At 51.9% G+C, this 26,333-nt stretch carries 29 protein-coding genes; all 29 read right to left on the minus strand.

The features are described from left to right. Positions 1-3: 3 nt before the first annotated feature. Entirely contained in the window at positions 4-465 is a 462-nt protein-coding gene (locus CHH67_RS13545; protein ID WP_095265721.1) for a chemotaxis protein CheW, read from the minus strand. A gap of 85 nt (positions 466-550) precedes the next feature. Then, complete coding sequence (locus CHH67_RS13550) at positions 551-2,659, minus strand: chemotaxis protein CheA (RefSeq protein WP_095265722.1); 2,109 nt, start codon at positions 2,657-2,659, stop codon at positions 551-553. A 23-nt stretch (positions 2,660-2,682) separates the two neighbouring features. Further along, positions 2,683-4,074, minus strand: coding sequence for a protein-glutamate methylesterase/protein-glutamine glutaminase (locus tag CHH67_RS13555; RefSeq protein ID WP_095265723.1), 1,392 nt, complete (start codon positions 4,072-4,074; stop codon positions 2,683-2,685). Between the two features lie 34 nt (positions 4,075-4,108). After that, entirely contained in the window at positions 4,109-4,996 is an 888-nt protein-coding gene (locus CHH67_RS13560) for a MinD/ParA family protein (RefSeq protein WP_095265724.1), read from the minus strand. Further along, on the minus strand, positions 4,993-6,402 hold the full coding sequence (gene flhF, locus CHH67_RS13565) for a flagellar biosynthesis GTPase FlhF (RefSeq protein ID WP_095265725.1): 1,410 nt from the start codon (positions 6,400-6,402) through the stop codon (positions 4,993-4,995). Before flhF ends, CHH67_RS13560 begins: the two co-directional genes overlap by 4 nt. Then, complete coding sequence (gene flhA, locus CHH67_RS13570) at positions 6,399-8,432, minus strand: flagellar biosynthesis protein FlhA (protein WP_095265726.1); 2,034 nt, start codon at positions 8,430-8,432, stop codon at positions 6,399-6,401. Before flhA ends, flhF begins: the two co-directional genes overlap by 4 nt. Before the next feature lie 24 nt (positions 8,433-8,456). Next, positions 8,457-9,551, minus strand: a complete 1,095-nt coding sequence (gene flhB, locus CHH67_RS13575; protein WP_095265727.1) for a flagellar biosynthesis protein FlhB — start codon at positions 9,549-9,551, stop codon at positions 8,457-8,459. Between the two features lie 26 nt (positions 9,552-9,577). Next, a complete protein-coding gene (gene fliR / locus CHH67_RS13580; RefSeq protein WP_095265728.1) occupies positions 9,578-10,363 on the minus strand; it encodes a flagellar biosynthetic protein FliR in 786 nt (261 codons plus the stop codon). Positions 10,364-10,374: 11 nt separating this feature from the next. Beyond that, positions 10,375-10,644, minus strand: a complete 270-nt coding sequence (gene fliQ, locus CHH67_RS13585; protein ID WP_095265729.1) for a flagellar biosynthesis protein FliQ — start codon at positions 10,642-10,644, stop codon at positions 10,375-10,377. Between the two features lie 40 nt (positions 10,645-10,684). Further along, complete coding sequence (gene fliP, locus CHH67_RS13590; RefSeq protein WP_095265730.1) at positions 10,685-11,437, minus strand: flagellar type III secretion system pore protein FliP; 753 nt, start codon at positions 11,435-11,437, stop codon at positions 10,685-10,687. Next, complete coding sequence (locus CHH67_RS13595) at positions 11,434-11,955, minus strand: flagellar biosynthetic protein FliO (RefSeq protein WP_095265731.1); 522 nt, start codon at positions 11,953-11,955, stop codon at positions 11,434-11,436. The genes fliP and CHH67_RS13595 overlap by 4 nt, the downstream gene beginning before the upstream one ends. 11 nt (positions 11,956-11,966) lie before the next feature. After that, positions 11,967-12,332 carry a response regulator gene (locus tag CHH67_RS13600; protein WP_095265732.1) on the minus strand — a complete coding sequence of 122 codons (366 nt, stop codon included), beginning with the start codon at positions 12,330-12,332 and terminating at the stop codon, positions 11,967-11,969. Between the two features lie 28 nt (positions 12,333-12,360). Continuing rightward, entirely contained in the window at positions 12,361-13,599 is a 1,239-nt protein-coding gene (gene fliY, locus CHH67_RS13605) for a flagellar motor switch phosphatase FliY (protein WP_095265733.1), read from the minus strand. Further along, on the minus strand, positions 13,589-14,587 hold the full coding sequence (fliM, locus tag CHH67_RS13610; protein WP_095265734.1) for a flagellar motor switch protein FliM: 999 nt from the start codon (positions 14,585-14,587) through the stop codon (positions 13,589-13,591). Before fliM ends, fliY begins: the two co-directional genes overlap by 11 nt. Before the next feature lie 36 nt (positions 14,588-14,623). Continuing rightward, positions 14,624-15,082, minus strand: coding sequence for a flagellar basal body-associated FliL family protein (locus CHH67_RS13615; protein ID WP_095265735.1), 459 nt, complete (start codon positions 15,080-15,082; stop codon positions 14,624-14,626). Then, positions 15,079-15,303 (minus strand): flagellar FlbD family protein, encoded by a 225-nt coding sequence (locus CHH67_RS13620; RefSeq protein WP_095265736.1) that lies wholly within the window; start codon positions 15,301-15,303, stop codon positions 15,079-15,081. Before CHH67_RS13620 ends, CHH67_RS13615 begins: the two co-directional genes overlap by 4 nt. Before the next feature lie 53 nt (positions 15,304-15,356). Continuing rightward, positions 15,357-16,181, minus strand: a complete 825-nt coding sequence (locus CHH67_RS13625) for a flagellar hook-basal body complex protein (RefSeq protein ID WP_095265737.1) — start codon at positions 16,179-16,181, stop codon at positions 15,357-15,359. A gap of 73 nt (positions 16,182-16,254) precedes the next feature. Next, positions 16,255-16,650: a TIGR02530 family flagellar biosynthesis protein gene (locus CHH67_RS13630; RefSeq protein WP_095265738.1), complete on the minus strand. Its 396-nt coding sequence runs from the start codon at positions 16,648-16,650 to the stop codon at positions 16,255-16,257. After that, positions 16,647-17,216: a flagellar hook capping FlgD N-terminal domain-containing protein gene (locus tag CHH67_RS13635; RefSeq protein WP_095265739.1), complete on the minus strand. Its 570-nt coding sequence runs from the start codon at positions 17,214-17,216 to the stop codon at positions 16,647-16,649. The genes CHH67_RS13630 and CHH67_RS13635 overlap by 4 nt, the downstream gene beginning before the upstream one ends. A 20-nt stretch (positions 17,217-17,236) precedes the next feature. Beyond that, the gene (locus tag CHH67_RS13640; protein WP_095265740.1) at positions 17,237-18,577 is read right to left on the minus strand and encodes a flagellar hook-length control protein FliK; all 1,341 of its coding nucleotides are present in this window, start codon (positions 18,575-18,577) and stop codon (positions 17,237-17,239) included. Between the two features lie 32 nt (positions 18,578-18,609). Further along, a complete protein-coding gene (locus CHH67_RS13645) occupies positions 18,610-19,539 on the minus strand; it encodes a MotE family protein (protein WP_095265741.1) in 930 nt (309 codons plus the stop codon). Between the two features lie 44 nt (positions 19,540-19,583). After that, a complete protein-coding gene (fliJ, locus tag CHH67_RS13650) occupies positions 19,584-20,027 on the minus strand; it encodes a flagellar export protein FliJ (RefSeq protein WP_095265742.1) in 444 nt (147 codons plus the stop codon). Positions 20,028-20,036: 9 nt separating this feature from the next. Then, the gene (gene fliI, locus CHH67_RS13655) at positions 20,037-21,356 is read right to left on the minus strand and encodes a flagellar protein export ATPase FliI (protein ID WP_095265743.1); all 1,320 of its coding nucleotides are present in this window, start codon (positions 21,354-21,356) and stop codon (positions 20,037-20,039) included. After that, positions 21,343-22,194 (minus strand): FliH/SctL family protein, encoded by an 852-nt coding sequence (locus tag CHH67_RS13660; RefSeq protein ID WP_095265744.1) that lies wholly within the window; start codon positions 22,192-22,194, stop codon positions 21,343-21,345. Before CHH67_RS13660 ends, fliI begins: the two co-directional genes overlap by 14 nt. After that, the gene (fliG, locus tag CHH67_RS13665) at positions 22,187-23,203 is read right to left on the minus strand and encodes a flagellar motor switch protein FliG (RefSeq protein WP_095265745.1); all 1,017 of its coding nucleotides are present in this window, start codon (positions 23,201-23,203) and stop codon (positions 22,187-22,189) included. Before fliG ends, CHH67_RS13660 begins: the two co-directional genes overlap by 8 nt. 11 nt (positions 23,204-23,214) lie before the next feature. Further along, complete coding sequence (gene fliF, locus CHH67_RS13670; protein WP_095265746.1) at positions 23,215-24,792, minus strand: flagellar basal-body MS-ring/collar protein FliF; 1,578 nt, start codon at positions 24,790-24,792, stop codon at positions 23,215-23,217. 34 nt (positions 24,793-24,826) lie between these two features. Next, entirely contained in the window at positions 24,827-25,135 is a 309-nt protein-coding gene (gene fliE, locus CHH67_RS13675; protein ID WP_095265747.1) for a flagellar hook-basal body complex protein FliE, read from the minus strand. 44 nt (positions 25,136-25,179) lie between these two features. Further along, positions 25,180-25,629: a flagellar basal body rod protein FlgC gene (flgC, locus tag CHH67_RS13680; protein WP_095265748.1), complete on the minus strand. Its 450-nt coding sequence runs from the start codon at positions 25,627-25,629 to the stop codon at positions 25,180-25,182. Between the two features lie 6 nt (positions 25,630-25,635). Beyond that, positions 25,636-26,043: a flagellar basal body rod protein FlgB gene (flgB, locus tag CHH67_RS13685; protein ID WP_095265749.1), complete on the minus strand. Its 408-nt coding sequence runs from the start codon at positions 26,041-26,043 to the stop codon at positions 25,636-25,638. Between the last annotated feature and the right edge of the window lie 290 nt (positions 26,044-26,333).

Genomic DNA, 26,333 nt, shown 5'->3' on the forward strand with positions numbered 1-26,333 from the left:
CCGCTATTCTTCCAAGCCTTCAAGCTGAATGATTTCGCTCTTGTTCAGAACCTCGGAGAGGTTCAACATGACCAGAAGGCGCTCCTCTCCTACCTTCGCCACACCTTGAAGGTATTTCGCTTTAATGCCGCCGACCACCTCTGGCGGGGAATCGATCTGGTCGGAGTTAATATCGATAACGTCGCTGGCCGAATCAACGATAAAGCCGACCTGCATCTCATTTACAGCAACAATGATAATTCGGGTCTGATCGGTTTCTTCAATCTCAGGCAGTCCAAAACGACCGCGCAGGTCGATAACCGGAATGACAACACCCCGAAGATTGATTACACCTTTTACAAATGAATAGGTTTTCGGAACCCGTGTAATAGGCATCATCCGCTCGATCGTCTGAACCTTGTCCACCTCGATGCCATATTCCTCGCTGCCAAGTCTAAAGACAATTACCTTGATTTCTTCTCCCATGATTGAAAACCTCCCCTAAAAATGTTTGCCTGTTGGTCCGCCGCTAGCTGCCGGCAGCCGTATGTTTCGGGACTTTACAACGTCCTCATTTTATAAACGCGTTCGCGTCTATAATCAGAGCCACTTGTCCGTCGCCAAGGATGGTCGCGCCGGATACGCCTTGAATGGCCGGCAAGTATTTGCCGAGGTTCTTGATCACGATCTCGCTCTGGCCGATGAAATCGTCCACGGTCAGGGCGGCAAGGCGATCTCCCTTGCGAATGATCAGAATTTCCGTTTCTTCTTCTTGCTCCTCGTCGAAATCAGGAACTTCGAACACCTGGCTTAGTGAAATAATCGGTATGAGCGACTCGCGGAAGTGAATCATCCGGCTTCCGTGTACATTCTTGATCTGATTGCGCTTGATCGCGGAGGTTTCCACGATGGAAGACAGCGGGATTGCATATTTCTCCGAGCCCATCTTGATCAGCATGGCACCGATGATCGACAGCGTAAGCGGCAGCTGAACCGAGAAGTTCGTGCCTTTACCCGGCGTGGAGTAGATGGTGACATTGCCTCCGAGAGAGACGATCTTCGATTTAACAACATCCAGTCCTACGCCGCGGCCGGATACGTCCGATATTTTCTCTGCAGTACTGAAGCCAGGCGCGAACAGAAGCTGATGCACCTCTTCATCCGACATCGCATCGGCTTCGGCCTGAGTGACAATGCCTTTCTTAAGTGCATTGCCCAGTACCTTTTCCCGGATGATGCCTCTTCCGTCATCTTCGATTTCAATGAACACGTTATTGCCGCTGTGGAAGGCACGAAGCTGAACGGTTCCCGTTTCCGGCTTGCCAGCAGCGATCCGATCTGCCACCGGCTCAACCCCATGATCGGCAGAGTTCCGGAGCAGATGGACGAGCGGATCTCCAATCTCATCGATCACCGTGCGGTCAAGCTCCGTATCAGCGCCCGTGATGACAAGATCGATCTTCTTGTCGAGCGTCTTGGCCAAATCACGCACCATTCTCGGGAAGCGGTTGAACACGGTGTCCACCGGCACCATCCGCAGCTTCAGTACGATGTTCTGCAGATCACTGCTGACCCGGCTCATATGTTCGACCGTATCGGTCAAGGCTTGATTGTTGGTCTCGCTGGCAAGCTGTTCGAGCCGGACGCGGTCGATCAGCAGCTCGCTGAACAGATTCATCAGCACATCCAGCCGTTCGATATCCACCCGGATCGTCCGGGACGGATTAGCAGCGGCGCCTCCGCTTCGGGCCGGCGCTTTGGCTGCAGATGCTGCCGTATCGCCGCTCTTGCCGGATGACGGGGCTGCGGCCGGTGCGCTTGGCGTACTGCTTGGGGCCGGTGCAGCAGTCGGCGCAGCTGTGGCAGCCGTTTCCGCAACAGAAGCGCTTGCCTGTGCCATCTGCTGCAACGATTCATGATCCAGCGCGGTTACCGTCACGCTCTCGATTTCGGACACACCCTGGATTTGTCCTTCGATATCCTGCGCGTCTTTTTGTGTTATGTAATATAAGGAGAAAATACGTTCAAAATCGCCTTGCTCGATCTCCTGAACCGCCGGATGGGACTTCACAACCTCGCCGGACCGCTCCAACAGCTCGAACACCATGTAGGCGCGAACGGCTTTCAGCTGACAGTCCTCTCGAAGCGTTACCTGTATGTAGAGGACCTTGTGTCCCTCCGAGATCGACTGATCCAGAACCGAGTATTGAAACTCATCCAGTTCAATGCCGGCATGAACGGCCGATCCGCCCGAAGCCCCTGCGGCAACTTCAGCTTGTGCAGAAGCCGCTGCCGGCCCTTCCCCGCGCACGATTGCCTGCAGGGAAGCGACGATGGAACTGACATCCGCCTTGCCTTCTCCTCCCTGCATAATATCCTGCACCATGGATTCAAGTGCGTCCAAGCTTTTGAAGAGTGTGTCGAAGATAAAATCCTGCATTTTCAGTTTCTCGTTGCGAACCAAATCCAGCACGTTTTCCATCTGGTGGGTCAGCGAGGCCAGGTCTTCAAAGCCCATCGTTGCTGCCATCCCTTTTAACGTGTGCGCCGACCGGAAAATAATTTGCACAATGCCCAGGTCGTCCGGATTGCTTTCCAATTGAAGCATGTTTTCATTTAATGATTGCAGATGATCATTTGACTCATCAATAAACATCGTCAAGTATTGATTCATGTCCATTGAGAGACACCTCCTCCGTAAGTTCACTTTCCGTTATTTACTGCTTGAACCAGCCTTGGTGCAATTTCATGCAGCGGAAGAATGTGAGTCACACATCCCAGCTCAACGGCCGAGCGCGGCATTCCGTATACGACACAGGTCTCCTCGCTCTCCGCAAAGGTTGAAGTAACCCCAGCGTCATACAGTTTTTTCATCATCTTCGCCCCGTCGCTCCCCATGCCGGTCATCAGGACCAGATGTCGCTTCAGGGAAGTTAACGGCATCAGCGATTCGAACATGACATCGACCGACGGACGGTGTCCGCTTCGCGGCGCATCATCCGTTGTCTTGATTCCCAGCTGACCGCTTGGCAGCTGTTCCACCAGGATGTGGCTTCCGCCCGGGGCGATATAGGCATGTCCTGCCTGAAGCGGCATGCCATGCTCTGCCTCCACCACCTGCACGCTGCTGAATGAATTCAGGCGCTGGGCAAGCGATCTGGTGAATTTGGGCGGCATATGTTGAACGATGACAATCGGTGCAGGAAAGTCACCGGGAATTTTCTCCAGGAACGTCTTCAAGGCCCGAGGACCTCCTGTCGAGCAGCCGATGGCAACCAGGCTGGAGAAATCCGAAGCCGCTGCCGCAGCAGAAGCCGGCTTCTGCATGTCCGGGCGTCCGGCATCCGGAATGCCGCGCTGCTCTTGAACTGCAGGCTTGCTGCTCTCAAGCGTCCTTCTGACTTCAATCGGCTGGGATGCCGGAAGTTTTTGCACCCGCTTTTTGAACTCTTTCGGCTCCGGCAGCTTTTTCTCAGCCCTTTCAGGCTTCCCAGACCTTTCAGGCTTTGCCGCGCTGCTCGCTTTCGGCTTCGCCTGCTTCATACCGGATTGGCCTCCTGATGACAGATCAGAAGGCTTGGTCAATGGGAATGTCGTCTTAGCAGCAGGCGGTGCATGTTTAACTTCCTTCGCGTCCGCACGGCCAGCCTCGGCCCGCAAACGCTCCTCTTCCTCCCATTGCGCTCTCCTTGCCTTCGCCTGCATGGCAACATGCAGCTGTTTCATCAGTTCCTGGCGAACCTGTTCAATATCCATCGCATTGGTGATCGAAGGCTTGCGTATAAAATCAAAAGCTCCGGATTCCAGAGCAAGAATCGTTTCCTTCATCCCCTGCTCGTTAATGCCGGATAACATAATGACCGGGCGCGGCCCTTCCTGCATCATGATCTTCAGCGCGTCCAGACCGTTCATCACCGGCATCTCGACGTCCAGCGTAATCACGTCGGGGTCCAATTCTTTCATTTGTTCAATAGCGTCTCGACCGTTAGTCGCTGTTCCGACCACCGTAAAGAGCTCATCCCGCTCGATAAGATCGGAAATAATCTTCCGCATAAATGCTGAATCATCTACAACAAGCACGCGAAAAGGGGGCATAAAGTCCTCCAGCTCCTGTCCTTCCAAATAAGAATCATTTTGAGCGCCTTAACCAACGGTGCATGAAACCTTTGATTCCCTTCGGAATCGCTGCCTCCTGTGGAGCGGGTGCGGCAATGTAGCGAAGAGCGATTCGCTGAATGTCGCGGGAAGCCTCACAACGAGGATGAGCGACGATAAATGGAACCTGTCGTTTGACCGATTGGACAACATGGGGATCATCCGTAACCTTGCCCAGCAGCTTAATATCCAGCTCCAGAAAGCGCTGTGCGGTTAGAATGATTTTATCAGAGGCTTCCTTCGCCTCGCCGTCATCTCCCGCACGATTAATGATCAGGCTGAACGGTACCGATGGTTCCGTCACATGCACAACCTTGATCAAGGCATAGGCATCGGTGATCGAGGTCGGCTCGGGCGTCGTCACTACGATGCATTGATCCGCAGAGGTGATAAATTTCATCGTCTCCTTGGACAGCCCTGCCCCGGTGTCAAAAATAATGTAGTCCATCCCGTCAGACACCGTCTCGATCTGAGTCATGAAATAGTGCAGCTCTTCCTCCGACAGCGAAAACATATTCGACATCCCCGATCCGCCGGCAATGAACGGCAGCTGCTGCGGTCCATATTGAATAATTTCCTCCATCCGCTTCTCCCTTTGGAGCAGATGATGAAGGTTGTAGGGAGAGGACACTCCCATCAGAACATCGATATTCGCCATGCCGATATCAGCGTCAAACACAAGAACTTTTTTTCCCAGAGCTTGAAGCGCAAGTGCAAAATTCAATGTGAAATTCGATTTGCCAACCCCGCCCTTGCCGCTGGTGACGGTAATGATCTTGGCGGTTCTTGCCGATGGATCCTGCAGCTCTTCTGTCCGCTGGGCGGAAACCAGCTGTCTCAGCGACTGAGCCTGATCCGTCATGACGCCATCTCTCCCAGCAGCAGCCTGCACAACAGTTCGCCATCCGGGATGATCAGATCGTCAGGCACGTTTTGACCATTGGTCATATAGGATAGGCTGAGATCGTACGAATCCAGCACGTTAAACAAAGATCCGTAGCTTCCGGTTTCATCCATTTTCGTGAAAATGACTTTGTCCAGCGCATACTTGGCGAAATGATCCGTGATCTCGATCATGTCCGAGCTTTTGGAGGTGAGACTGAGCACCAGATAGGTTTCGCTTTGAGCGGAGTGGGACAACAGGCTCTGGAGCTCGGACACCAGCAGCTCGTTGCGATAATTCCGGCCAGCGGTGTCCATCAGTATCAGATCGCAATCCTCCAGCCGCTGCATCGCCCGCTGCATTTCCCCCGGTGACTGCACAACCTCCATCGGCACATTCAGGATCGACGCGTAAGTACGCAGCTGTTCCACTGCGGATATCCGATACGTATCCGAGGTGATGAATCCTACCTTGCGATGAAACTTGAACAGCTGCTCGGCCGCAATTTTGGCAATCGTTGTCGTTTTCCCGACACCGGTAGGTCCCGCAATGTACACGATGCGCGTATCCTTCCGCACACCTCCCCCGAACCGGTCAGCGAGGAACGATGCCGCCTGCTGGCGTATAATGTCTTGCAGCTGCTGGTCGTCCAGATTTTTGCCGCTGGCATTCCAGGCATCGATCGCTGCATCCATCCATCTTTCCGCCAGCTTGGCGGATACCTCCTGCTTCAGCAGCTGATCGCGGATTCGCTGCATTGGCTCAGGCAGCTGTTGTGCCTCCAGGTTCTGCCGCGACAACTTGGCCATCCATTCTTTCATCTCGCGCAGTTCCGCCAGCAAATTTTGTTCAGTGATGCTCAACTCGGAAGCTGCGCTCGGGCGCTTGTCATCCCTTGCTTCGGGAACCTTTCTCTCCTTGCCAATCCGGGAAGGCCCCGCTTCTTCAGCTACCCGCTGCCTCTCCTCCACAGAGGACGGATCCGGCTCCAGCTGGGCTGCGGCCGCTTGGTGGAGAGCCGACGCGAACCGTTCATACTCTTCATCACGCTTCGGAAGGCTCTCTTCCGGCGGCGCGGTGGCGATGGCTGCGCCTCCCTGCTGCTGTCCGGCATTTAAGCTGGCTGCCTTCTTATAAGCCTGGGGAACAGCCCCTCCAGCGACTGCGGACGCCGCCGGCCTCGGCTTGGAGGAGGAAACGGTTTTCTTCTTCTCCTCTTGTTCAGCCGCCGCAATGACCTCAATCTTTCGCCGGCTAAACATGCCGAGAAAACCGCCGACTTTGATATCCTTGGTGCTGAGAATTACCGCATCCGCCCCCAGATCGGTGCGGATATGCTGCATCGCTTCAGGCATCGTGTCCACGATATACCTTTTCACTCTCATAAGTTCACCACCCCGACGCTTTGAATTTCGACATTAGGCTCCAGTTCACTGTAGGACAAGACCGGGATATCCTGCATACCGCGCTCAATCACCTGCCGCAAATACATTCGGATCGCAGGAGATGCCAGGAGAATCGGCTGCTGTCCCATCTGTACAATTTTGTTCACCTGCTCACCGAGCTTCTGGAAGATCGTCTGTGTCGATGACGGGTCCATGGCCAGATACGTTCCTTGATCGCTCTGCTGTACGCTCTCGGCAATCTTCTTCTCAAGCGCAGGCCCAACGGTAATGACCCGCATAACCTCGCCGTCCTGAGCATATTGCTGGGTGATCTGCCTTGACAAGGCCTGACGCACGTACTCGGTCAGCACCTCCGGGTCTTTCGAATAGTGCCCGTAATCGGCCAGTGTCTCCAGAATCGTCACCATATCCCGGATCGATATTTTCTCGCGAAGCAGCTTAGCCAGCACCTTCTGAACATCGCCAATCGTCAGCACCGACGGGATCAGTTCGTCCACAAGCACCGGGTAGCTCTCCCTGATATTGTCGATAAGCGTCTTCGTTTCCTGCCGCCCGAGCAGCTCATGCGCATGCCGCTTGATCAGCTCGGTGAGATGGGTGGCAACGACAGACGGCGGATCTACAACCGTATAACCGGCCAAATCAGCCCGTTCCTTCATCGCTTCGTCAATCCATAGCGCCGGAAGGCCAAAGGCCGGCTCAGTCGTGTCGATGCCGGTCACGGAGTCATCATCATAACCGGGGCTCATCGCCAGATAATGATTCAGCAGCAGCTCGCCGCCGCCGACCGCATTGCCTTTGATTTTGATGACATATTCATTCGGCTTCAATTGGATGTTGTCGCGAATGCGTATGACCGGAACGACCAGGCCGAGTTCAAGTGCGCACTGCCTGCGGATCATGATGATCCGATCAAGCAAATCTCCACCCTGCTGGGCATCTGCCAGAGGAATGAGCCCGTAACCGAATTCGAACTCGATCGGGTCAACCTGCAGCAAATTGATGACACTTTCCGGACTGCGAACCTCCTCGATCTGCTGCTCTTCCTCCAACTGCTCCACCTCGACCTGCTTGCGTTCCAGTGAGTTCTGCATCGTTCGTGCTGCAATGAATAGAACGATGGCAATCGGCACTGTCGTCAACGGGCCAATCGGCGTGAACAGTCCCAGCAGCAGCACCGTGCCCCCCACGATGTAGAGCAGCTTAGGGTAAGATAAGAGCTGGCTGCTGAGATCCTCCGCCAGATTCCCGTCCGATGCCGCTCTTGTCACAATCAGCCCCGCAGCAGTCGAGATCAGAAGGGCCGGAATCTGGCTGACCAGACCGTCCCCGATCGTCAGGATGGAATAGGTGCTCATCGCTTCAGCAAAGCTCATGCCGTGGATGGACATCCCGATAATAAAACCGCCGATCAGGTTGATCAGGAGGATGACAATCGAGGCGATCGCATCCCCTTTAACGAATTTGCTCGCACCGTCCATCGCCCCGTAGAAGTCGGCCTCGCGCTCGATTTTGCGCCGGCGCTCCCTCGCCTGCTGCTCGTTGATCAAACCTGCATTCAGGTCAGCGTCGATACTCATCTGTTTCCCTGGCATCGCATCGAGCGTAAATCTCGCTGCAACTTCAGCCACGCGCTCGGAGCCCTTCGTGATAACGATAAACTGCACGACAACCAGAATGAGGAAGACCACGAAACCGACGGCTATTTCTCCGTTGGCTATCCAGCTGCCGAAGGTAGCTACAACCTCGCCCGCTTTAGCCTCAGATAAAATCAGCTTGGTGGTCGAGATGTTAAGCGCCAGCCGGAACAGGGTTGTAATGAGCAGGAGCGATGGAAATATCGAGAAGTCCAGCGCTTCTTTTGTATTCATGGCTACCAGCAAAATGATCAGCGCCAGTGAGATGTTGATGATGAGCAGCACGTCCAGCAGCCATATCGGGATCGGGAGAATCATCATCATCACGATGCCAATGATACCCGCAAGGACAGATATATCTTTAATTTTCACTGCACTCGGCCTCCGGTCCCCTAGTTATTTCGCTTTACCTTTAAGTTTATATACATAGGCCAGCACTTCCGCTACGGCCTGGAACAGATCTCCGGGAATGGCTTCCCCAATTTCCGACCGCCCGTACAACGCTCGTGCCAGCGGCTTGTTTTCGATCGTCATGATGCCATGTTCCTTGGCAATTTCTTTAATTCGCAGAGCCATGTAGTCCTGGCCCTTGGCAATAATTTCTGGAGCTTCCATCGTGGCCCCATCGTATTTCAGAGCGACGGCAAAATGCGTCGGGTTCGTAATGACCACATCCGCATTCGGAACCTCTTGCATCATCCGCTGCAGAGCCATCCTCCGCTGGCGCTCCCTGATTTTGCTTTTAATTAACGGATCGCCTTCCATCTTCTTGTATTCATCTTTAATGTCTTGCTTGGACATTCGTATGTTTTTTTCGTAGTCATATCTCTGATACATATAATCCAGGAAAGCGAGCACGATCAGACCGACCGCAATTTTCAATCCCAGGTTTGTAGTTACACTAGCGGTAAAATGAAAAATTGTATCGGGGCTCATATTCGACAGCGCGGAGAGCTCCCCGCGAGCCGCCCATATCGTGCTGTACACCATGAAACCGATAATCGCGAGTTTGGTGATAGACTTCAGAAACTCCACCAGAGAACGCATGGAAAATATATTTTTAAAACCTTTGATCGGGTCCAGCTTGCTGAACTTCATTTTCAGCGGTTCGCCCGTCACGAGAACCCCGACCTGCAAATAGTTGACGAGCAGCGCAATAACAAAAACAGCTACAAAAATAGGAGCAAGAAGCAGCAAAATCTGAATCCCGTACTCCCCGAACATCGACATCACATTTTCAGGCGTTACGTTCATGGACAGCCGATTGATAAAAATGTCTGTAAAGAGCCGGACGGTCCGATCCTTCATGTATCCGCCAAAAACGAGCAAACAGAACATTCCGGCAAGCAGGACCGATGATCCGGACAGCTCCATACTTTTGGCTACCTGTCCTTTTTTCCGGGTATCCTGACGTTTTTTCGGCGTTGCTTTTTCCGTTTTCTCCCCGGCGAACAGCTGTAAATCCACCTGATATCTGTACTGGCTGGCCATCCGTTACACCTCCAACGTTAAGCCGTTTATGTCCGATCACCTACAGTGTCAAGCAGATACCTCAGCGACTCGAACATTTTACCGAAGAGAAAATCAAACAGGGCGGTTAATCCAGGCATCAGCAGCATAAGCAGGATTAGTCCTACGATAATTTTCAACGCGATGCCGATCACAAACACGTTAAACTGCGGTGCCGTTTTGGCCAGAAAGCCAAGCCCGACGTCCGTCAGAAACAGCGCGGCCACCAGCGGTGCAGCCATCTGCAGCGCCAGGACGAAGGAGTATGCAAACGTGCGTATCAAAAATTCGGCCACACTGCCATCATGGATTTTGCTGAAAATCTCTCCTGTTACAGGGATCCAGTCATAGCTGTACATGATGGCGTCCAACAGATAGTGATGACCGTTCATGCTCAAGAAGACCAACAGCGCCAGCATGTACTTGAAATGGCCAATCAGCGGCGTAGACGCTCCTGTAAAAGGGTCGATCACATTCGCCATGCTGAAGCCGATCTGGATATCGATCAGCGCACCTGCGGTCTGAACTGCAGCCATCATCAGGTAAGTCGTAAATCCAAGCAGCAGCCCCACCAGCACTTCCTGCATAATGAGTATGACATATCCCATATCCTGCGGCACAACCGCGCCGATGCCAAAACTCAAATATACAATCAGCGAGATAATAGAGGACAAGCCGATCTTGTAGGAGGCCGGCACGCTAAGCGTAGAAAACACGGGCACAACTACAAAAAATGCAGTAATTCGACAAAAAATAAGCATAAATACAGGTACTACCTGCTGCAACCATTCCATGGACACTCAGCCTATCCGATATATTTGTGGAGATTGTCCAAAATGCCGTACGTAAAATCGACCATCGTAGTTAGGATCCAAGGACCGAACAGCAGCAGCGCCACAAGCACGACGATGATTTTCGGCACGAAGGCCAGCGTCTGTTCCTGAATCTGTGTTGTCGCTTGGAAAATACTGATCAACAGACCTGCTAACAGTGCCAGAACCAGCATCGGCGCACTTACTTGAAGAACGATATAAACAGCCTGACCTGCCAGACCGATAATAAATTCAGCACTCACGGCGAGTCCTCCTGTTCTGAAATACTTGCCGCTTGAATCTTTACGGGTTAAAACTCATCAGCATCGATTTGACGACAAGATACCATCCATCCACCAGTACAAAAAGCAAAATTTTAAACGGCAGTGATATCATGATCGGCGGCAGCATCATCATCCCCATCGCCATCAGAACGCTCGCTACGACGATGTCGATCACGAGGAACGGGATGAAGATCATGAAGCCCATCTGAAAGCCTGTCTTGAGCTCGCTGATTGCAAATGCCGGAATCAGCACATGCAGCGGCAGATCCTCGTACGTTTCCGGCTTCTCCGCCCCGGTATAGTTTATAAAGAGCAGCAGATCCTTCTCCCTCGTATGGGAGAACATGAATCTTTTGATCGGGTCCTGCGCCCTTTCCAATGCCTCGGTTTGCGTAATTTCCCCGCGCACATAGGGTTGAAGCGCCACTTCGTTCATCGAGGACAGCGTTGGCGCCATGACGAACAAGGTCAGAAACAGCGCCAGACCGATCAGCACCTGGTTAGGCGGCGTTTGCTGCGTTCCCAGTGAAGTCCGGACGAATCCAAGCACAATGACAATCCGGGTGAAGCTTGTCATCAATACAAGGATGGCCGGGGCAATGCTGAGTATCGTGATTAAGAGAATCAAGGATAACGCGCTTGTCCCCGGACTTTCCCCTTCATTGCCGATCTGAATGTCGATATTCGGAATCGGACTAGCCGAAGCCGCCTGAGTAAAGAGCAGGCCGATCAGCATAAAAACCGAGATAAGGTAAATGATCTTTTTATTCATGAATCCTTATGATCCTCCCGCAGCAATTCTTCGACCTTTTGCTTCCGGTTCGGGACGCTGCGCAGCTTGGACTCAAACACCTCATGAAACGAGGATGTCTGCTCCACATCATGATGCTCCTGCGGTTGCTCCTTGCGGAGCCTCGCCGCCAGTTTAGTAACAAATGGCGGCAGCACCCCTGCATGCAATCCGGAATCCTGCTCGAAGGCCGCCCGGATCCGCTCCACTTCATCGGGATCGGAGATCTTGTCCAGCAAGCTTACATCTTCTCCGACACCGACCAGATAGATGGTGCCGCTGATCTCAATCAGCTGGAGGGATTTGCCCGGGCCGAGTCCAACTGCACCGAGGGTACGAATGGAGCGGCCCTGCATCCAGCTCTGATTCTTCCGGTTCAGAAAGCGAATCAATATTACGATCAAAACGATGATGACGGCGAGCACAATAAAGACGTAAAACAACTGTAAATAATATTCGGCAGTGCTGCCTGTTCCTATTTCCTTCGAAGCTGCCATCATCTTAGCTACCCTTATACGCCAAGCGTTTTGTTGATAGCTTCAATGACGCGGTCCGATTGGAACGGTTTGACGATAAAGTCTTTAGCGCCCGCCTGGATTGCGTCGATAACCATCGCCTGCTGTCCCATCGCAGAACACATGATGACTTTTGCGTTCGGATCCGTCTTTTTAATTTCCTTCAATGCAGCGATACCGTCCATCTCAGGCATCGTTATATCCATCGTGATCAGATCGGGACGAAGCTCCTTGAATTTCTCGACAGCTTGCGCACCATCCTGAGCCTCACCTACTACTTCAAAGCCGTTTTTAACCAGAATGTCGCGAATCATCATTCGCATAAATGCAGCATCGTCCACAATCAGAATTCGGTTAGCCATTGATAATAATCCTCCCTAATATATAGTGCTATTGTAATTTTTGAATCCGGTCCCATTGGCTTACGATATCCGTGACCCGAACCCCAAAGTTTTCGTCAATGACCACGACTTCTCCCTTGGCGATCAACTTGTTGTTGACGAGTATGTCTACAGGCTCACCTGCAAGCTTGTCCAACTCAATGATAGAGCCTTGCGTCATTTCCAAGATATCCTTAATTTGCTTCTGGGTCCTTCCTAATTCTACGGTGACTTTAAGAGGAATGTCCATCAGTAAGTTAAGATTGTTTTCATCTACTTGCGCGTACGGTGGAGCTTGCAGATTAGAGAACTGCACCGGTTGCACATTTACATTCCGGTTAGGCATTCCGCCATATTGTTGGGGCTGATGGGGCATCCCATATGGCATGGAAGGCGGTACCTGTCCTCCTTGCATCGGCTGACTGTAATCTGGGCCTGGAGTCTGCATTGGCGCAGCTCCCGCTGGAGGCTGTTGGGTATTTGGTACTGCATGATGATCGACCGCAGGTTGGCTCTCCACAACCGGAGGCGCCTCTGTCGTCACAGCTGCTTCAACAGCAGACTCCTCTGCTCCGCCAATCAGCGTGCGAACCATGTCTTTTGCAAATTCCACCGGCAGCAGCTGCATGATGGTTGAGTCAATCAAATCACCGATAATCAATCGGAAAGAGATTTTGATCAGCGTTTCATCCGGAGGGAGATTGCTTACCCCCGTTCCGCTCTCTACATTCAAAATATCAATCCCGGGTGGCGAAATGTTGACAAAACGGTTGAAGATGGTGGACATGCTCGTTGCCGAGGAACCCATCATCTGGTTCATCGCTTCCTGCACAGCGCTGATATGTATTTCATTCAGCTCTTCATCCGCCGGATTGCCTTCTCCGCCCAGCATCAGATCCGCAATGACCTGGGCATCTCTCGATTTAATGACAAGGGAGTTGATGCCTTCAAAGCCGTCCACATAGGTTACGTGAACCGCAACGTGAGGCTTCGGGAACTCCGCTTCAAACTGGCTTCTGGTAATGATCGAAACTCTTGGCGTTGTAATATCAACCTTTTTGCCCAGCAGTGTCGATAGAGCCGTTGCCGCACTGCCAAAAGTGATATTCCCAATCTCGCCAAGCGCATCTTGCTCGAGAGGCGTTAGCACGTCGTCTACGGTTGCCGCCGAAGAAGGGGCCGGAGCCATTTCCGACTGCTTTAACAAGGCGTCGATTTCTTCCTGGGATAAATAATCTTTACTCGTCAAGTTCTTCAGCTCCTTCGATGACAATTTCATCGATTTGTACAGCAACCCGATCCTTCACCGTGCCGGGACTGCCAATAAACTTCAATCTGTCGCCGACCTTAATGGCTAGCCCATCGTGGACCGGCTTATTCAGGCTGATGACATCCCCGACCCCCAAGCCGAGGAATTCTGCAACCGTCAGCTGTGAAACACCCAGCTCTGCTACAACCGGCAGCTTCGCTTTGCTGACCCGCTGCTTCAGGGCGTCCACCTCTTCCGGAACCCGCGATTTTTTCTCGGAAACGAACCACTGGTGTGCCGAAAGCTTGGACATGATCGGTTCCAGAACAACGTGCGGGATACAGAGGTTAATCATCCCTGTCGTATCACCGATTTTTGTGCTGAGCGATATCAGTGCAATCGTTTCGTTGGGGGAGACGATTTGCATAAACTGCGGATTCGTCTCGAGTGCCTCCAGGCGCGGCGAAATATCAATCACCGTTTTCCAAGCTTCCTGGAGACTTTCAAATGCACGGCTGAAGATTTTTTCCATGATGATCGTTTCGATTTCGGTCATGGCGCCGATCGTGCTTGGCGCTGTCCCGGTCCCGCCCAGCATTCGGTCAAGCATCGCATAGGCGATGTTGGGATGGACCTCCATTACCATACGGCCTTTCAGCGGTTCTGCCTCAAAGATGTTAAGCACCGTCATTTTAGGTATGGAACGGATAAACTCATCATAAGGAAGCTGTTCAACCTGAACGACACTGATATGCACAAACGTGCGCAGCTGGGCTGAAAAATAAGTGGTCAGGTATCTTGCAAAGTTCTCGTGAATCCGGGTTAAGCTTCGAATATGATCCTTCGAGAAACGAACCGCTCTTTTAAAGTCATAGGAACGGATCTTCTTTTGCGTTTCTTCTTTCTTCAATTCCTCAGCGTCCATTTCTCCGGAAGAGAGCGCGGCCAGCAGGGCATCGATCTCATTCTGCGATAAAACATCAACCATCTACTCACCCCCTTACAGGTCACCCGACGAACAGGCCTATATTCCAGCTACGAGAACGTCAGCAATATCAATTTGGACGACTTTCCCTGTTGTAATGGATTCGTTCACCAGGTCCATCAGCTTGCTTGTAAACTGCTCACGGCCTTTGGAACCGTTGAGTGTATCCGGGTTCGTATCAGCCAGCGTTTTGATGATGATCGGTTTAATCTTAATGTCCTTGATTTTATCGAACTCTTCCTTCGCTTTTTTATCGCTAAGCTGGATGGAAAATGCGACGGAAATGATGTAATCAGGATCAGCCAGATTCGTTTTGATGCCGGTGATTTCCGATGTTACTTCAACAATCTCGTCAGCTGACATGTGCGGTTTGACTTTCACTGTCGCCGCCGTTTGGGCATCGTTCTTGCCGTTTGAGTTGGACAACACGAACACGGCAAGCACAATTAGCGTGATCGATAGCATAATTGTGATGATCCACGGAAACATCTTTTTCATGAAGGTTCCTCCATTTGCTGCACTTTAATAGTTGCTTGATGCACACCGACTTCGCGATGATACGCCTTGACCGCCTCGATGACTTCATCTGCGCTCTCGAGCACAATCATGCGCTTGCCGTTGATTAAAGTGATGTAAGTGTCAGGAGTCTCTTCAACCATTTCAATCAAGAGAGCATTAAGCCACATGGGTGAACCGTTAATCCTCGTTACCGATATCATGGACAGACCTCCTTTATTATGAGGGAGGGAATTCACCCCTCCCGTCATTCACCTTAACGCTTCAGATTGACCACTTCCTGCAGAACCTCATCGGAGGTCGTAATAATCCGGGAGTTGGACTGGAAGCCGCGCTGGGCCACAATCATTTCGGTAAATTCGCCTGTCAGGTCCACGTTGGACATTTCAAGCTGACCGGTGATGATGGCTCCGGTGCCGAGCTCTGGGTCATTGCCGGTTGAGATGTAATCCTCAAGTTCACCATCAGGCACAGCATTCAGCGTCACGCGATACAAATTGCCGCCGATTTTTTCCAAGCCTTCAGGATTGGGAACTACGGCAATGCCGATGGTCGCGCCTTCCTCAGTCGTTCCATCCTCCATTCTCTGAATGATGGTTCCATTCTGAGAAATGGTGAAAGCTGTGACTCCTTCTTCAAGAGCGATAGGCTCACCCTCTGCATCAAGCACCAAAAATCCATCGGAGGTTACAAGGTTGCGAGCCACATCAATATGGAAATCACCCGCACGGGTCAAGAACGGCACCTCTTGTTCTTCGCCCAGGGAAACCATGAAGAAGCCGTCCCCGTCAATACGCATATCCGTTGGATAGTTGGTCAGCATCGCACTTCCCGGCGTGTGCAGCGTATCAATCGAACCCAGCGACACGCCAAGTCCAACCTGCTTGGCATTAATCCCGCCGGTTGGGTCCTCCGTTCCTGGGGTAACCCCGGACAAGGTCTGGCTCATAATATCCTTGAACATGACCCTGCTGGCCTTGAATCCTACCGTGTTCACATTGGCAATATTGTTGCCGATCACGTCAAGCTTCGTCTGAAATCCTCTCATGCCGGATACACCGGAGTACATGGATCTTAGCATCGTTTATCCCCTTTCTTAATGGACCGCATCTGTCGATCAGCGGCCGCCTGGCTTCCTAGTCGGGCCAGCCAGTTTATGAAATGATAATTGCACTATCGATCTGGGTGAATACATTGTCAACCATTGCTTTGCCATTCATGGCGGTTACAACCGTGCGATTCGGCACGTTCACAATGAGCGCCATATCCTTCATCAGTATCAGGGATTCTTTACTTCCTTTTGCAGCCGCCTTCTCAATCGCGCTGTGAATTTGGACCAACTGATCCGCTTCCAGCTCGATGCCGCGCTGCTCAAGCCGCTTGGCGGCATGATTGCTGATCTTCAGCAAATTTTCATTCAGGAGCTTACGGAACTCACCGGACCCTGGTGTACTATGGGATGGTGAATGTGCCTGTGAGCGATCCCGATGAATCGCTGCCGGGTGAAGCGTGCCGGAATACAGCTGACCAATCGTCATTCGTTCACTCATGGTCCTGTTCCTCCGGCCGGTTCATCGCCGCTGCTCTCCCCGGCCCCATCTGCGCCTGTATCCGGCTCGCTAGCTCCGCTATCTGGTGCAGGTGGCGTCTGCGGCATCTCAGGCGTCTCTGGCACAGCCGCATTTTCAATCTTCACAATCTCGTTAAGCGGTACTTCGTTCACCCCGACTTTGGCATATGTGAGGCCGTCCCGGACGATAATGGACTCCACCAGACCGCTCTCCATCTGATATTGCGTACCGCCCTCCGGGAGAACCATCCAGCTGATCTGTTTGCCGATCAAGCTTGATGCCGCGCCAAGCGACTGGCTCAACTGGTTCAGCTGGGAGTTGATATTCATCAATTGCTCCAGTGAAGTAAATTGAGCCATCTGCGATATAAATTCCCGGTCCTGCATCGGCTGGAGCGGATCCTGATAACGAAGCTGAGCCACGAGAATTTTCAAAAACTCGTCCTTGCCGAGCTCGCCGCCAGGCACCGTCTTGTCCTTCGAATTCGAACGGGTATGGCCAGGCTCTACATTGCTAAAGCCAACATTACTGACATTTTCCGCCATGATTACTCACCTCCCCGCGATTAGGCTTCTGCTGTAAATGTGCCTCCATGCTCTTCCTCTTCAGCTTGAACGGATGCGAGCCAGTCGTTCCATTCCTCTGTCAGATCCGCAGCAATAACGGCATCATCATTCGGTCTGTCCTTCTCTTGGGATCGGTGCTGCTGCGACTGCTGCTGTCCGGAGCCGGACTGACGGCCATCCTGGTACAGATATGCGGTCGAAGAGGAGCTGCTTTGCGTCACCTCGATCTTCTCCACCTGCAGGCCCTGTGCCGCGAGCGCCGCTCTTAACTGAGCCATCTGCTGATCAATCAGCTCCCGCGCTTCGGCCGTTCGCGTCATGAATTGAGCGATCAACTGACCATTTTGCATCGTCAGCTTGATGTCAACCTGCCCCAAATGCTCCGGGTTCAAGGAAATTCTCGCTTCCGTTGCCCCGTGCATCTTGACGATCTCCAGCTTGTTGATAATGAAGTTGGTCATCTCATTGGCGAAATTCTCCACCGGCACTGGTGGTGCTGCTGGCTTAATCGCTACCTGCGTTCCAGAGCGAAGCGCCAGCTGTCCGGCCGTAACCGTTCCCTGTTCCAGCAAAGATTCGCCTTCCGGGAAGAGCGACTCAAACTTCAGAGCCTCGCCTTCCACACGAATGGTCGGCGCTGGGTTCGGATTCGATCCGGTTGCTGTGCCAGAATTCCCATTGGACATTCCAGCCTGCTCACTAACCTTTGCATGAGCCGTGTTCGTTGGTGCAGCTTGTCCGGCCTGATCGTTCAGCATGCGGCCAAACGCGGTGGACGTCTGATCTGTGTGCCGTATTTCACCCATCAAACCTTGGAATGCCTGAACGAGCTGTTTCATCGGTGCCTCAAGATGCTGTGCCTGTGAGCCGAGCAATTTCACCTTCTCGATCAGCTGGGCCACCGTATCCTGTACCGCAAATCGGACGGTGTCGCTATGCATCGCCAAAGGAGGCAACAAAGCCTCTCCATCGCCAGCCTCTGCCGTCTTCCCCGCTGCCGTCTGCTTGTCTCCTTGAATCAAAAGATTCGCTTGAGCCAGCCAAGCCTGCAGCTGCTGTAACAGCGACGGATCTTCTGCCAATGCTTCATCCAGCAGATCCAGATCATCCAGCAGTTGCGTGAGCAATTCTACTAGCCCGTCCACCGCCTCATCCGATTCGGCAGGCAGAACCGGCAGCGCCACTGCCGCTGCAGTTTCGCTTTCCGATGCCCCCTGGCCTGACAATTGGGATACCAGCACGGCTTCAAATGCAGTGCCTCCTGCTGTGCCCGCCTTGCTTGTGCTCCCGACCGTCGATGCAGAAGAGATCGAAGGAACTGCGCCTTGAATTAATGTCATCTTTCTCACCTCCTTTCCAAGCGATTACGCTTTTAGTTGGAGCCCATGAGTCGATTCAACACCCTTGCCGCAACTTCGGCATCCTTCTGGGACATCGCGTCAAGAATTCGGGAACGCGTAGCGTCATTGACAGAATTCAAAATCGTGATGGCCTTGCCAGGACTAATCTTGTAAATCTGCATCAGAAGATCTGCTGCATTCGCCGGCGTCATTCCTGCAAATGTCTGATTCAGCTGGCTCTGATCGAGGTTGGCTGATGTACTCTGCGTCGACTGCGACTCATTCCGGTCCAGCCGCGACTGAAGCGCTGCTATTGCCAAGTCTTCGGATGGCTTCGCGTCCTTCAGCATCATCGTGGCATCAGCGGCCACCTTCGGGTCCATACGCTGCAGTATCGCCGAGCGGTCGGCGCTCTTCATTTCACTGAGCATGAGCACCATTTCTTCCAGTGTCAGATTTTGCATAATCGGCGCTGCCTTGCTCGGGCTCATCCCCGCATACAGCTTGGCCAACTCGCGAATCTGCTTCGTATATTCATCGTCTTCTTCAACCGGCTCGACTGCAGTTGCCTGATTCTCCATTGTTTCGATCCGAGACTCTAGCTGCTGAACTTTGCTGGCTTCTGCTTCCTTTTCCTCAGCCAACTGAGCGATTTCCTCTTCCCGTTCTGCAAGCTGCTTCTTGAGCTCCGCGATGGTCGCCTCGGCGCTTTCCTCCTGCTCCTTGGCCTCCTTAAGCTTCTGCTCCTCCGGCGACAGCACCGGATCGGGAACCCAGTCTTTCACAATCGGAATTTTGTTTGCAAAATCAAGTACACCGTCCCGGACATCAGACCTGAAAAAAACGGCCAGCGCGCCTAACAGAACGATGGTGAAGATAGCCGGAATGAGGATTAACAGAATTCGCTCGAATCCTCCGCTTGACTCTTCTTTGTCTATTGGCATATCGTCGTTTCTAGCCACTCTTATCCCTCCTTCGCCTTAACCCGGCGGTATGGCGATGACCGTTAACGAGCCTTAATCGCAAAACGCACCGTTGCCATTTCATCCAGCTCGTTTTGTTCCCGAAGGAGACTTGCATGCCGGAACCTTTCCTTGGATTTTTCCCTGGCTTTGAGCCATACCTTTTCATCCATCATCTTCTCGGTTAGAAACTTCTGATTCTTCTCAACATTGACATGAGCCCGGCGAATGTCGTCACGCTTGCGATGAATGCACTGTTCCAAATACTCAGCGTACTGCTGGATATTCCTCACTTCAGCCACTGGCGCTCTTTTCGCTACGGCTTCTTCCTGGGCACGGTACATCTCGTCTCTAAGCTCATACAGCTCATGCAGGCTTTTCTCTTCCGCCTGAAGTTTCCCGATGGCACTGGAGAGCATCCATTCTGCCTGGTGTTTTTCATTCGTTTTCAGATCCACGATTTTCTGGAATGCGTAATGAAATTTCATTCGTCACAGTCATCTCCTTGAGAACTCGGAAATCAGTCGTTCCTGAACCTCACTCAATGTCGTCTTTTCATTTACCTTCTGTCTCGTGAAATCCCATATCCGTTGAATATGCTCGATGGATTCGTCGATGTCTGCGTTTGAACCTTGCTGATAGGCTCCGATATTGATCAGATCCTCGGAGTCCCGATAAACGGCGAGCAGTCTTTTCACATTGTCCGCTGCATCGATCTGCTCTTCCGGCGCGATGTCTTTCATGACACGGCTGATGCTGGACAGTACGTCAATGGCCGGAAAATGTCCCTTATTGGCAATTCCCCGGTTTAGCACAATGTGTCCATCAAGAATTCCCCGGACCGTATCCGCAATCGGTTCGTTCATATCATCGCCATCCACCAGAACCGTATAAAATGCGGTGATCGAGCCTGTCGGCCCGGTGCCCGCTCTCTCCAGCAGCTTGGGCAGACTGGCGAAAACGGAAGGGGTGTAACCCCGCATCGCCGGTGGTTCGCCAACTGCCAATCCAACCTCACGCTGAGCCATGGCGTAACGGGTGACCGAATCCATCATCAGCATGACGTTGAGTCCCCGATCGCGGAAGTACTCTGCTATCGTCGTCGCGATGAGCGCCCCCTTAATCCGAATCAGCGCCGGCTGGTCCGAGGTCGCCACTATGACGACCGAGCGCTTCAGGCCTTCCGGGCCCAAGTCGCGCTCAATGAAATCCAGCACCTCACGACCGCGCTCACCAATCAGGGCAATAACATTGACATCCGCTGACGTGTTTCTTGCAATCATGCCCATCAGCGTGCTTTTCCCGACACCGGAACCGGCGAAGATGCCGACACGCTGCCCCTTGCCGATCGTCAACAATCCGTCAATCGCCCGAACGCCAATGCTGATCGGCTCTTGGACGCGTGGCCGATTAAGCGGATTCTGCGGCGTGTTGTTGGTGTTATAGTGCGGCATCCGCGCCGGAATGATCGAGCCGTCAAGCGGCTGCCCCAAACCGTCAAGCACCTTGCCCAGCAGTTCAGACCCAACCTGTACGCTAAGCGGTTTCCCCGTACCGACCACATCGCATCCCGGTCCGATGGAATGAAGCTCGCCAAGCGGCATCAGCAGCACCTTGTTGTCCCTGAACCCGACAACCTCGGCCTTCAAGGGCTTGGACTGCTTGGTCGGATAGATGTAGCACACATCCCCGATGCTCGCGTCAGGCCCTTCGGACTCTACCATCAACCCGATCACCTGCGTCACTTTTCCGTTAATTCGAACCGGATCCAAATGCCGAAGCTGGTCAATATAACGCGTGCTGTCAAGCGTCCTCATCCTGATTTCTTCGCTCCTCATCCTCCAGAGCTATTCGAACCAGCTCTTTCTTGATCTCTTCCAGCTGAGTATCAATTCGCGCATCCACACTTCCGAAGGAGGAGCGGATGACGCATCCTCGATCCTGAACCGTCGCGTCAGGCAGTATTTGCAGCTCTGCCTGTGAATCGATCACCAGCCCCAATTCTTCGCGGGCCGCGTATATAAATTCAAAATGCTCGGGTGCGACGCAAAGCGAGATCACGCCTTTTTCTCGTTTGCGGGACAAGTTCTTGCGTATTAGCTCCACCATCAATTCAGGCTCGACGGTCAATTGCCGTTCGATGACCTTCTCGGCAATCGCACAGCTCAGTTCCACAAGAAAGGGCTCCGCTTCCTGTATCAGTTCTTCCTTGGCCCGGTAAGCCTGCTGGAGCAGCTCCTGCGCTTCATGAGTAGCCTTATCCAGCAGCTCCCTCATTTCCTGCTCGGCTTTTGCCGCGCCTTCTTCATAGCCTTGCCGGTAACCTTCCGACTTCAAGGCTTCGGATAAATCGTTGTCCTGGAGTCTTCGTTCCTCCCACCAAGCGTCAATCTGCTCTTTCGCTTCAGCCAGCATCCGCTCCGCTTCCTCCGAAGCTTCCCTCAGCTGTCTTTCCGCGAATTCCTGGGAATCCTTGAGCATCTCATCCTTCATTCGTTCAGCCTCGGCCAGCGTTACCGCTACCGCGGGATCAACACCTTTCGGAACCTCTTCTTCAGACTGCTCCTCAACCGGCACATGATAATGCCGGGCAAGATCCAGTGCAGCCGGTTCGTTCATGGGCTTATAATGGGACGATTTGATCAAATTAGACAATGATGTCATCCCCTCCACCACGAGCAATAATGACTTCGCCCGCTTCTTCGAGTCTGCGGATCGTGCTTACAATCCGGCTCTGTGCTTCCTCAACATCACGCAGCCGAACCGGTCCCATGTATTCCATCTCTTCCCGGAAGGACTCGGCCATGCGTTTGGACATATTGCGGAATATAACGTCCCGCACCTCTTCGCTTGCCACCTTGAGCGCAAGCTGCAAGTCGGCATTCTCGACATCGCGGATAATTCGCTGTATGGAACGGTTGTCCACATTGACGATATCTTCAAATACAAACATCCGTTTCTTGATCTCTTCGGCAAGTTCCGGATCTTGGATCTCAAGCGAGTCGAGTATCGTGCGCTCGGTTCCGCGGTCTACACCGTTCAGAATCTGAACGATGGATTCGATTCCTCCCGCGCTTGTGTAATCCTGGGTGACTGTCGCGGACAGCTTCTGCTCAAGCACTCGCTCCACTTGGGCGATGACCTCCGGCGAAGTGCTGTCCATCACAGCGACCCGGCGTGCAACCTCAGCCTGTTTCTCCTGCGGCAGAGAGGAAAGAATGACAGATGCCTGCTCGAACTGAAGATAAGACAATACGAGCGCAATGGTCTGTGCATTTTCATTCTGAATAAAGTTCAGAATTTGTGCCGGATCCGCCTTGCGTGCAAAGTCAAACGGCCGAACTTGAAGCGTAGCGGTCAGTCTGTTAATAACTTCACGAGCCTTTTCTTGACCGAGCGCCTTCTCCAAAATTTCCTTCGCGTAATTAATGCCGCCCTGTGATATGTATTCCTGAGCCAGGCATATCTGGTGAAACTCCTGCAGGATGGTGTCTTTCTCATCGCTTTCCACTTTTCTCACATTCGCGATTTCAAGTGTCAGCTGTTCAATCTCTTCTTCTCTTAAATGTTTAAATATTTGGGCGGACACTTCAGGTCCGAGCGTAATTAACAATATTGCGGCTTTCTGACGACCGCTCAATTCCGTGCTGTTTCCCTTGGCCAACGCTACCACCTCTATTCCTCAGCAAGCCATGTGCGAAGTAAATTGACAAACTCATCCGGCTTCTTCTTGGCCAGTGTCTCAAGCTGCTTGCGAACCTGACTCTCGTTCGTGACACTTTCCAGATTGACCGATGGAAACTCCGTAGCAGGAGGAAGCGGAACATCGTCTTCCAGCATTTCTTCCTGCTGTCTGCGTCTGCGAATGAAGAAGTATGCGCCTCCGGCAATGAGAGCCAGTGCAGCGATACCAATCCCCCACAGCAGCGGCTGGGACAGAAGAGTTTGCGGCGTATCCGGATTAGTATTAATTACCTGCGAAACAACCGAAACTTTTTGTGCCAATTGTGCGTCTGTATAGTTAGAGCCGGAATCTGAAAGTGAAGCTCTAACAATGTTGACCAGAATGTTCTCAATCGCCATTCTTGTCGTGTCATCCAAAATTTCTTGTCCCGAAGGTGGTTCAACCGAGACATTTATGGTTAAATCTTTAACAACATATGGACTGGCAATGATATCTCTCGTAATCCGGTTAACCTCGTAGTTCACAATTCTTGATTCTTCTTCTGAGGTTGTTTGTCCACTGGACGCATCGCCTGGATAGCCTGCGATTTCTTCTTCACCGACTCCAGCTACACCACCCGTTGGACTACCTGTTCCGGAATAGTTCTTCTGAATTTCCTGGACGCTGAGCTCGATGCCCCTCATCTCTTCTTCATCCACAGGGGTCACCAGGTTTTCTTTGCTCTGCACCTGATCGAAATTCAGTTTGGATGCAACCAGAACATTGACTTTGTTGGAGCCCATATACTTGGACAGAAATTGCTGTACGTTCTGCCTAACATCGTTCTCGAATTTCTTCTGAAGAGCGAAGTTCTCTTCAACTTTGCCCATGAGACCGCCTTGACCGCCTTTGGCAGTGGCAAGCAGCTCCACCTCATCGTTGGTGATGGTGATATTCTCAATCGGCAGATTCGGAATCGCTGTTTTGACAAGGTTGTAATACCCGTCAATCGCTTCCTGATGCGGACGGAAGCCCGGTTTGAACTGAAGCACTACCGAAGCACTGGCCTTATCTTCATTGCCGGTGGATGCAAACACGCTTTCCTTTGGCAGATTGAGAAGCACGGTAGCGTCTTGGATGCCCTGCATTTTTTCAAGCAGTCGCTCCACTTCGCCGTTCAGCGCGTTTACATATTTCACTTCAAATTCATTTTCAGTCATGCCGATTGCCGAGGAATTCTGTTCAAACGTTTCAAAGCCGATCGTCCCGTTCTGGACTAGGCCTTGAGACCCAACATCAACCATTACCCGGGCAGCCTGGGTGCTCGGCACTGAAATGCTTTGCCCATCGGGGCTCAATTGGTAGCCAATCCCCTGGGATTCGAGATAGCTGATAATGCCAGCGGCATCGCTTGAATTCAGGTCTCGGAACGCTACCTCATACTTGGTCTTGGAAAATTGGACCGTTAGAACTATCAGCGCGATGAGCAGAATCGCAATCGTTGCAATCAGCATTATTTTTTGTTTTTGGCTAAACTGGCTCCAATATTGGGTCGCTTTATCCCGATATTGGGAAATTCTCTCGTTCACATCGTCACCCCATCCGAAACTTTGCTAGAAACTTTTAGATTTGCGTACGCATGATCTCCTGATAGGCTTCTACCACCTTGTTTCGGACCTGTGTGGTAAGCTGTATGCTTAACAATGCTTGCTGGCCTGCTATCATCACCTGATCCACGTTAACTTCGCCGAGCATCAATTTGTCACTCATGACGTGGGCCGTTTTTTCCTGGGAAGCTACCGCATTCAGCGCTTCGCCCAAGTATGAGCTGAACTCTCGGATGGTCTCGGTCGGCGCCGCTTTCGCCGCAACGCTGTTCTGCAATTGAAGAGGCTGTACCTGCGCGGTACTGAACATTGTATTTTGAATCATGAAATTCTTCCCTCCAGCAATGGTTATGTATTTAGAGCAATTATTTATCTACCGATTTCCAGAGCCTTCATAATCATAGCTTTGGAGGCATTGATCGCTGTAACGTTCGCTTCATAGGAGCGAGAGGCTGAAATCATGTCCACCATTTCTTTGGTGATGTCCACATTAGGCATATAAACATAACCTTCGGCGTTAGCATCCGGATGGTTCGGATTATAGACCAGCTTCAGAGGAGATTGGTCCTCTTGAACCTTGCCTACCTTTACCCCTTGAAACGCCTGTCCGCCCGACATCTCCGCCCTTAGCATCTGCTCAAACGAAGCCTGCCCAGGCTCAAGAACAACCGTTTTCCGCCTATACGGAACCGCTTCTCCATTGACGATGCGGGCTCTTGTTGTCTCCGCATTCGCAATATTGGAAGAGATGACGTCCATCCGTAGACGCTGTGCCGTAAGCGCCGATGCGCTGATTGCGAAGCTGTTGCTGATGTTCATGTCATGTTATCTCCCTTCGATCGCTGTCCGCATGATTCGAATTTGCTCGTTAACAGCCTGTACGTAGGAATTGTAGCGGAGCTGGTTTTCCGCGAGCAGTGACATTTCTCGATCCACATCGACATTGTTCTGATTGTTGTTCATGGAGCTTGTTTCGTCCGTTAGAACTACAGCATCAGGAATCCGATTGGAACGTCCGATTTCAAAATGTCTGGGATCTGTCCTTCTGCCGGAGAGGGATAATTGGGTCCCTCCCATTTCTTTCTTCAAAAGACTTTCGAATGTAACCGCAGATCTCTTGAAATGGGGAGTGTCCACATTCGCGATATTGTTCGACAGAACCGTGTTTCTGAGGTTCGCTGCGTCCAATCCGCTTTGAAGCCGTTGAAAGCTACTGTTATTCAATAGATTCACTAGCTCATTCCTCCTATTTGGATTGCTGAAAGGCACTGCGCACTTCCTAACTTAATCCTTTTTTCGACAATTAATCTAATCCGTACGCACTAACCTAGGTCTTAAGTAGAAAAAGACAACATGATGTCATATAAACTAAGTTTCTTAAAGATTGGGACTTTTTACAATAAGAAAAAAGCCCTATCTTTCGACGAAAAGAAGGGCTTTTTAATCATTTTTTATTGTTTTTTTCCTAAAAAATTGAAAAACGACACCTGATTCTGTAAATTTTTCTCGTATTTTCACACCAC

Origin of the sequence: Paenibacillus campinasensis (genome assembly GCF_002272015.1) — a bacterium.
GTDB lineage: Bacteria > Bacillota > Bacilli > Paenibacillales > Paenibacillaceae > Paenibacillus_AQ > Paenibacillus_AQ campinasensis.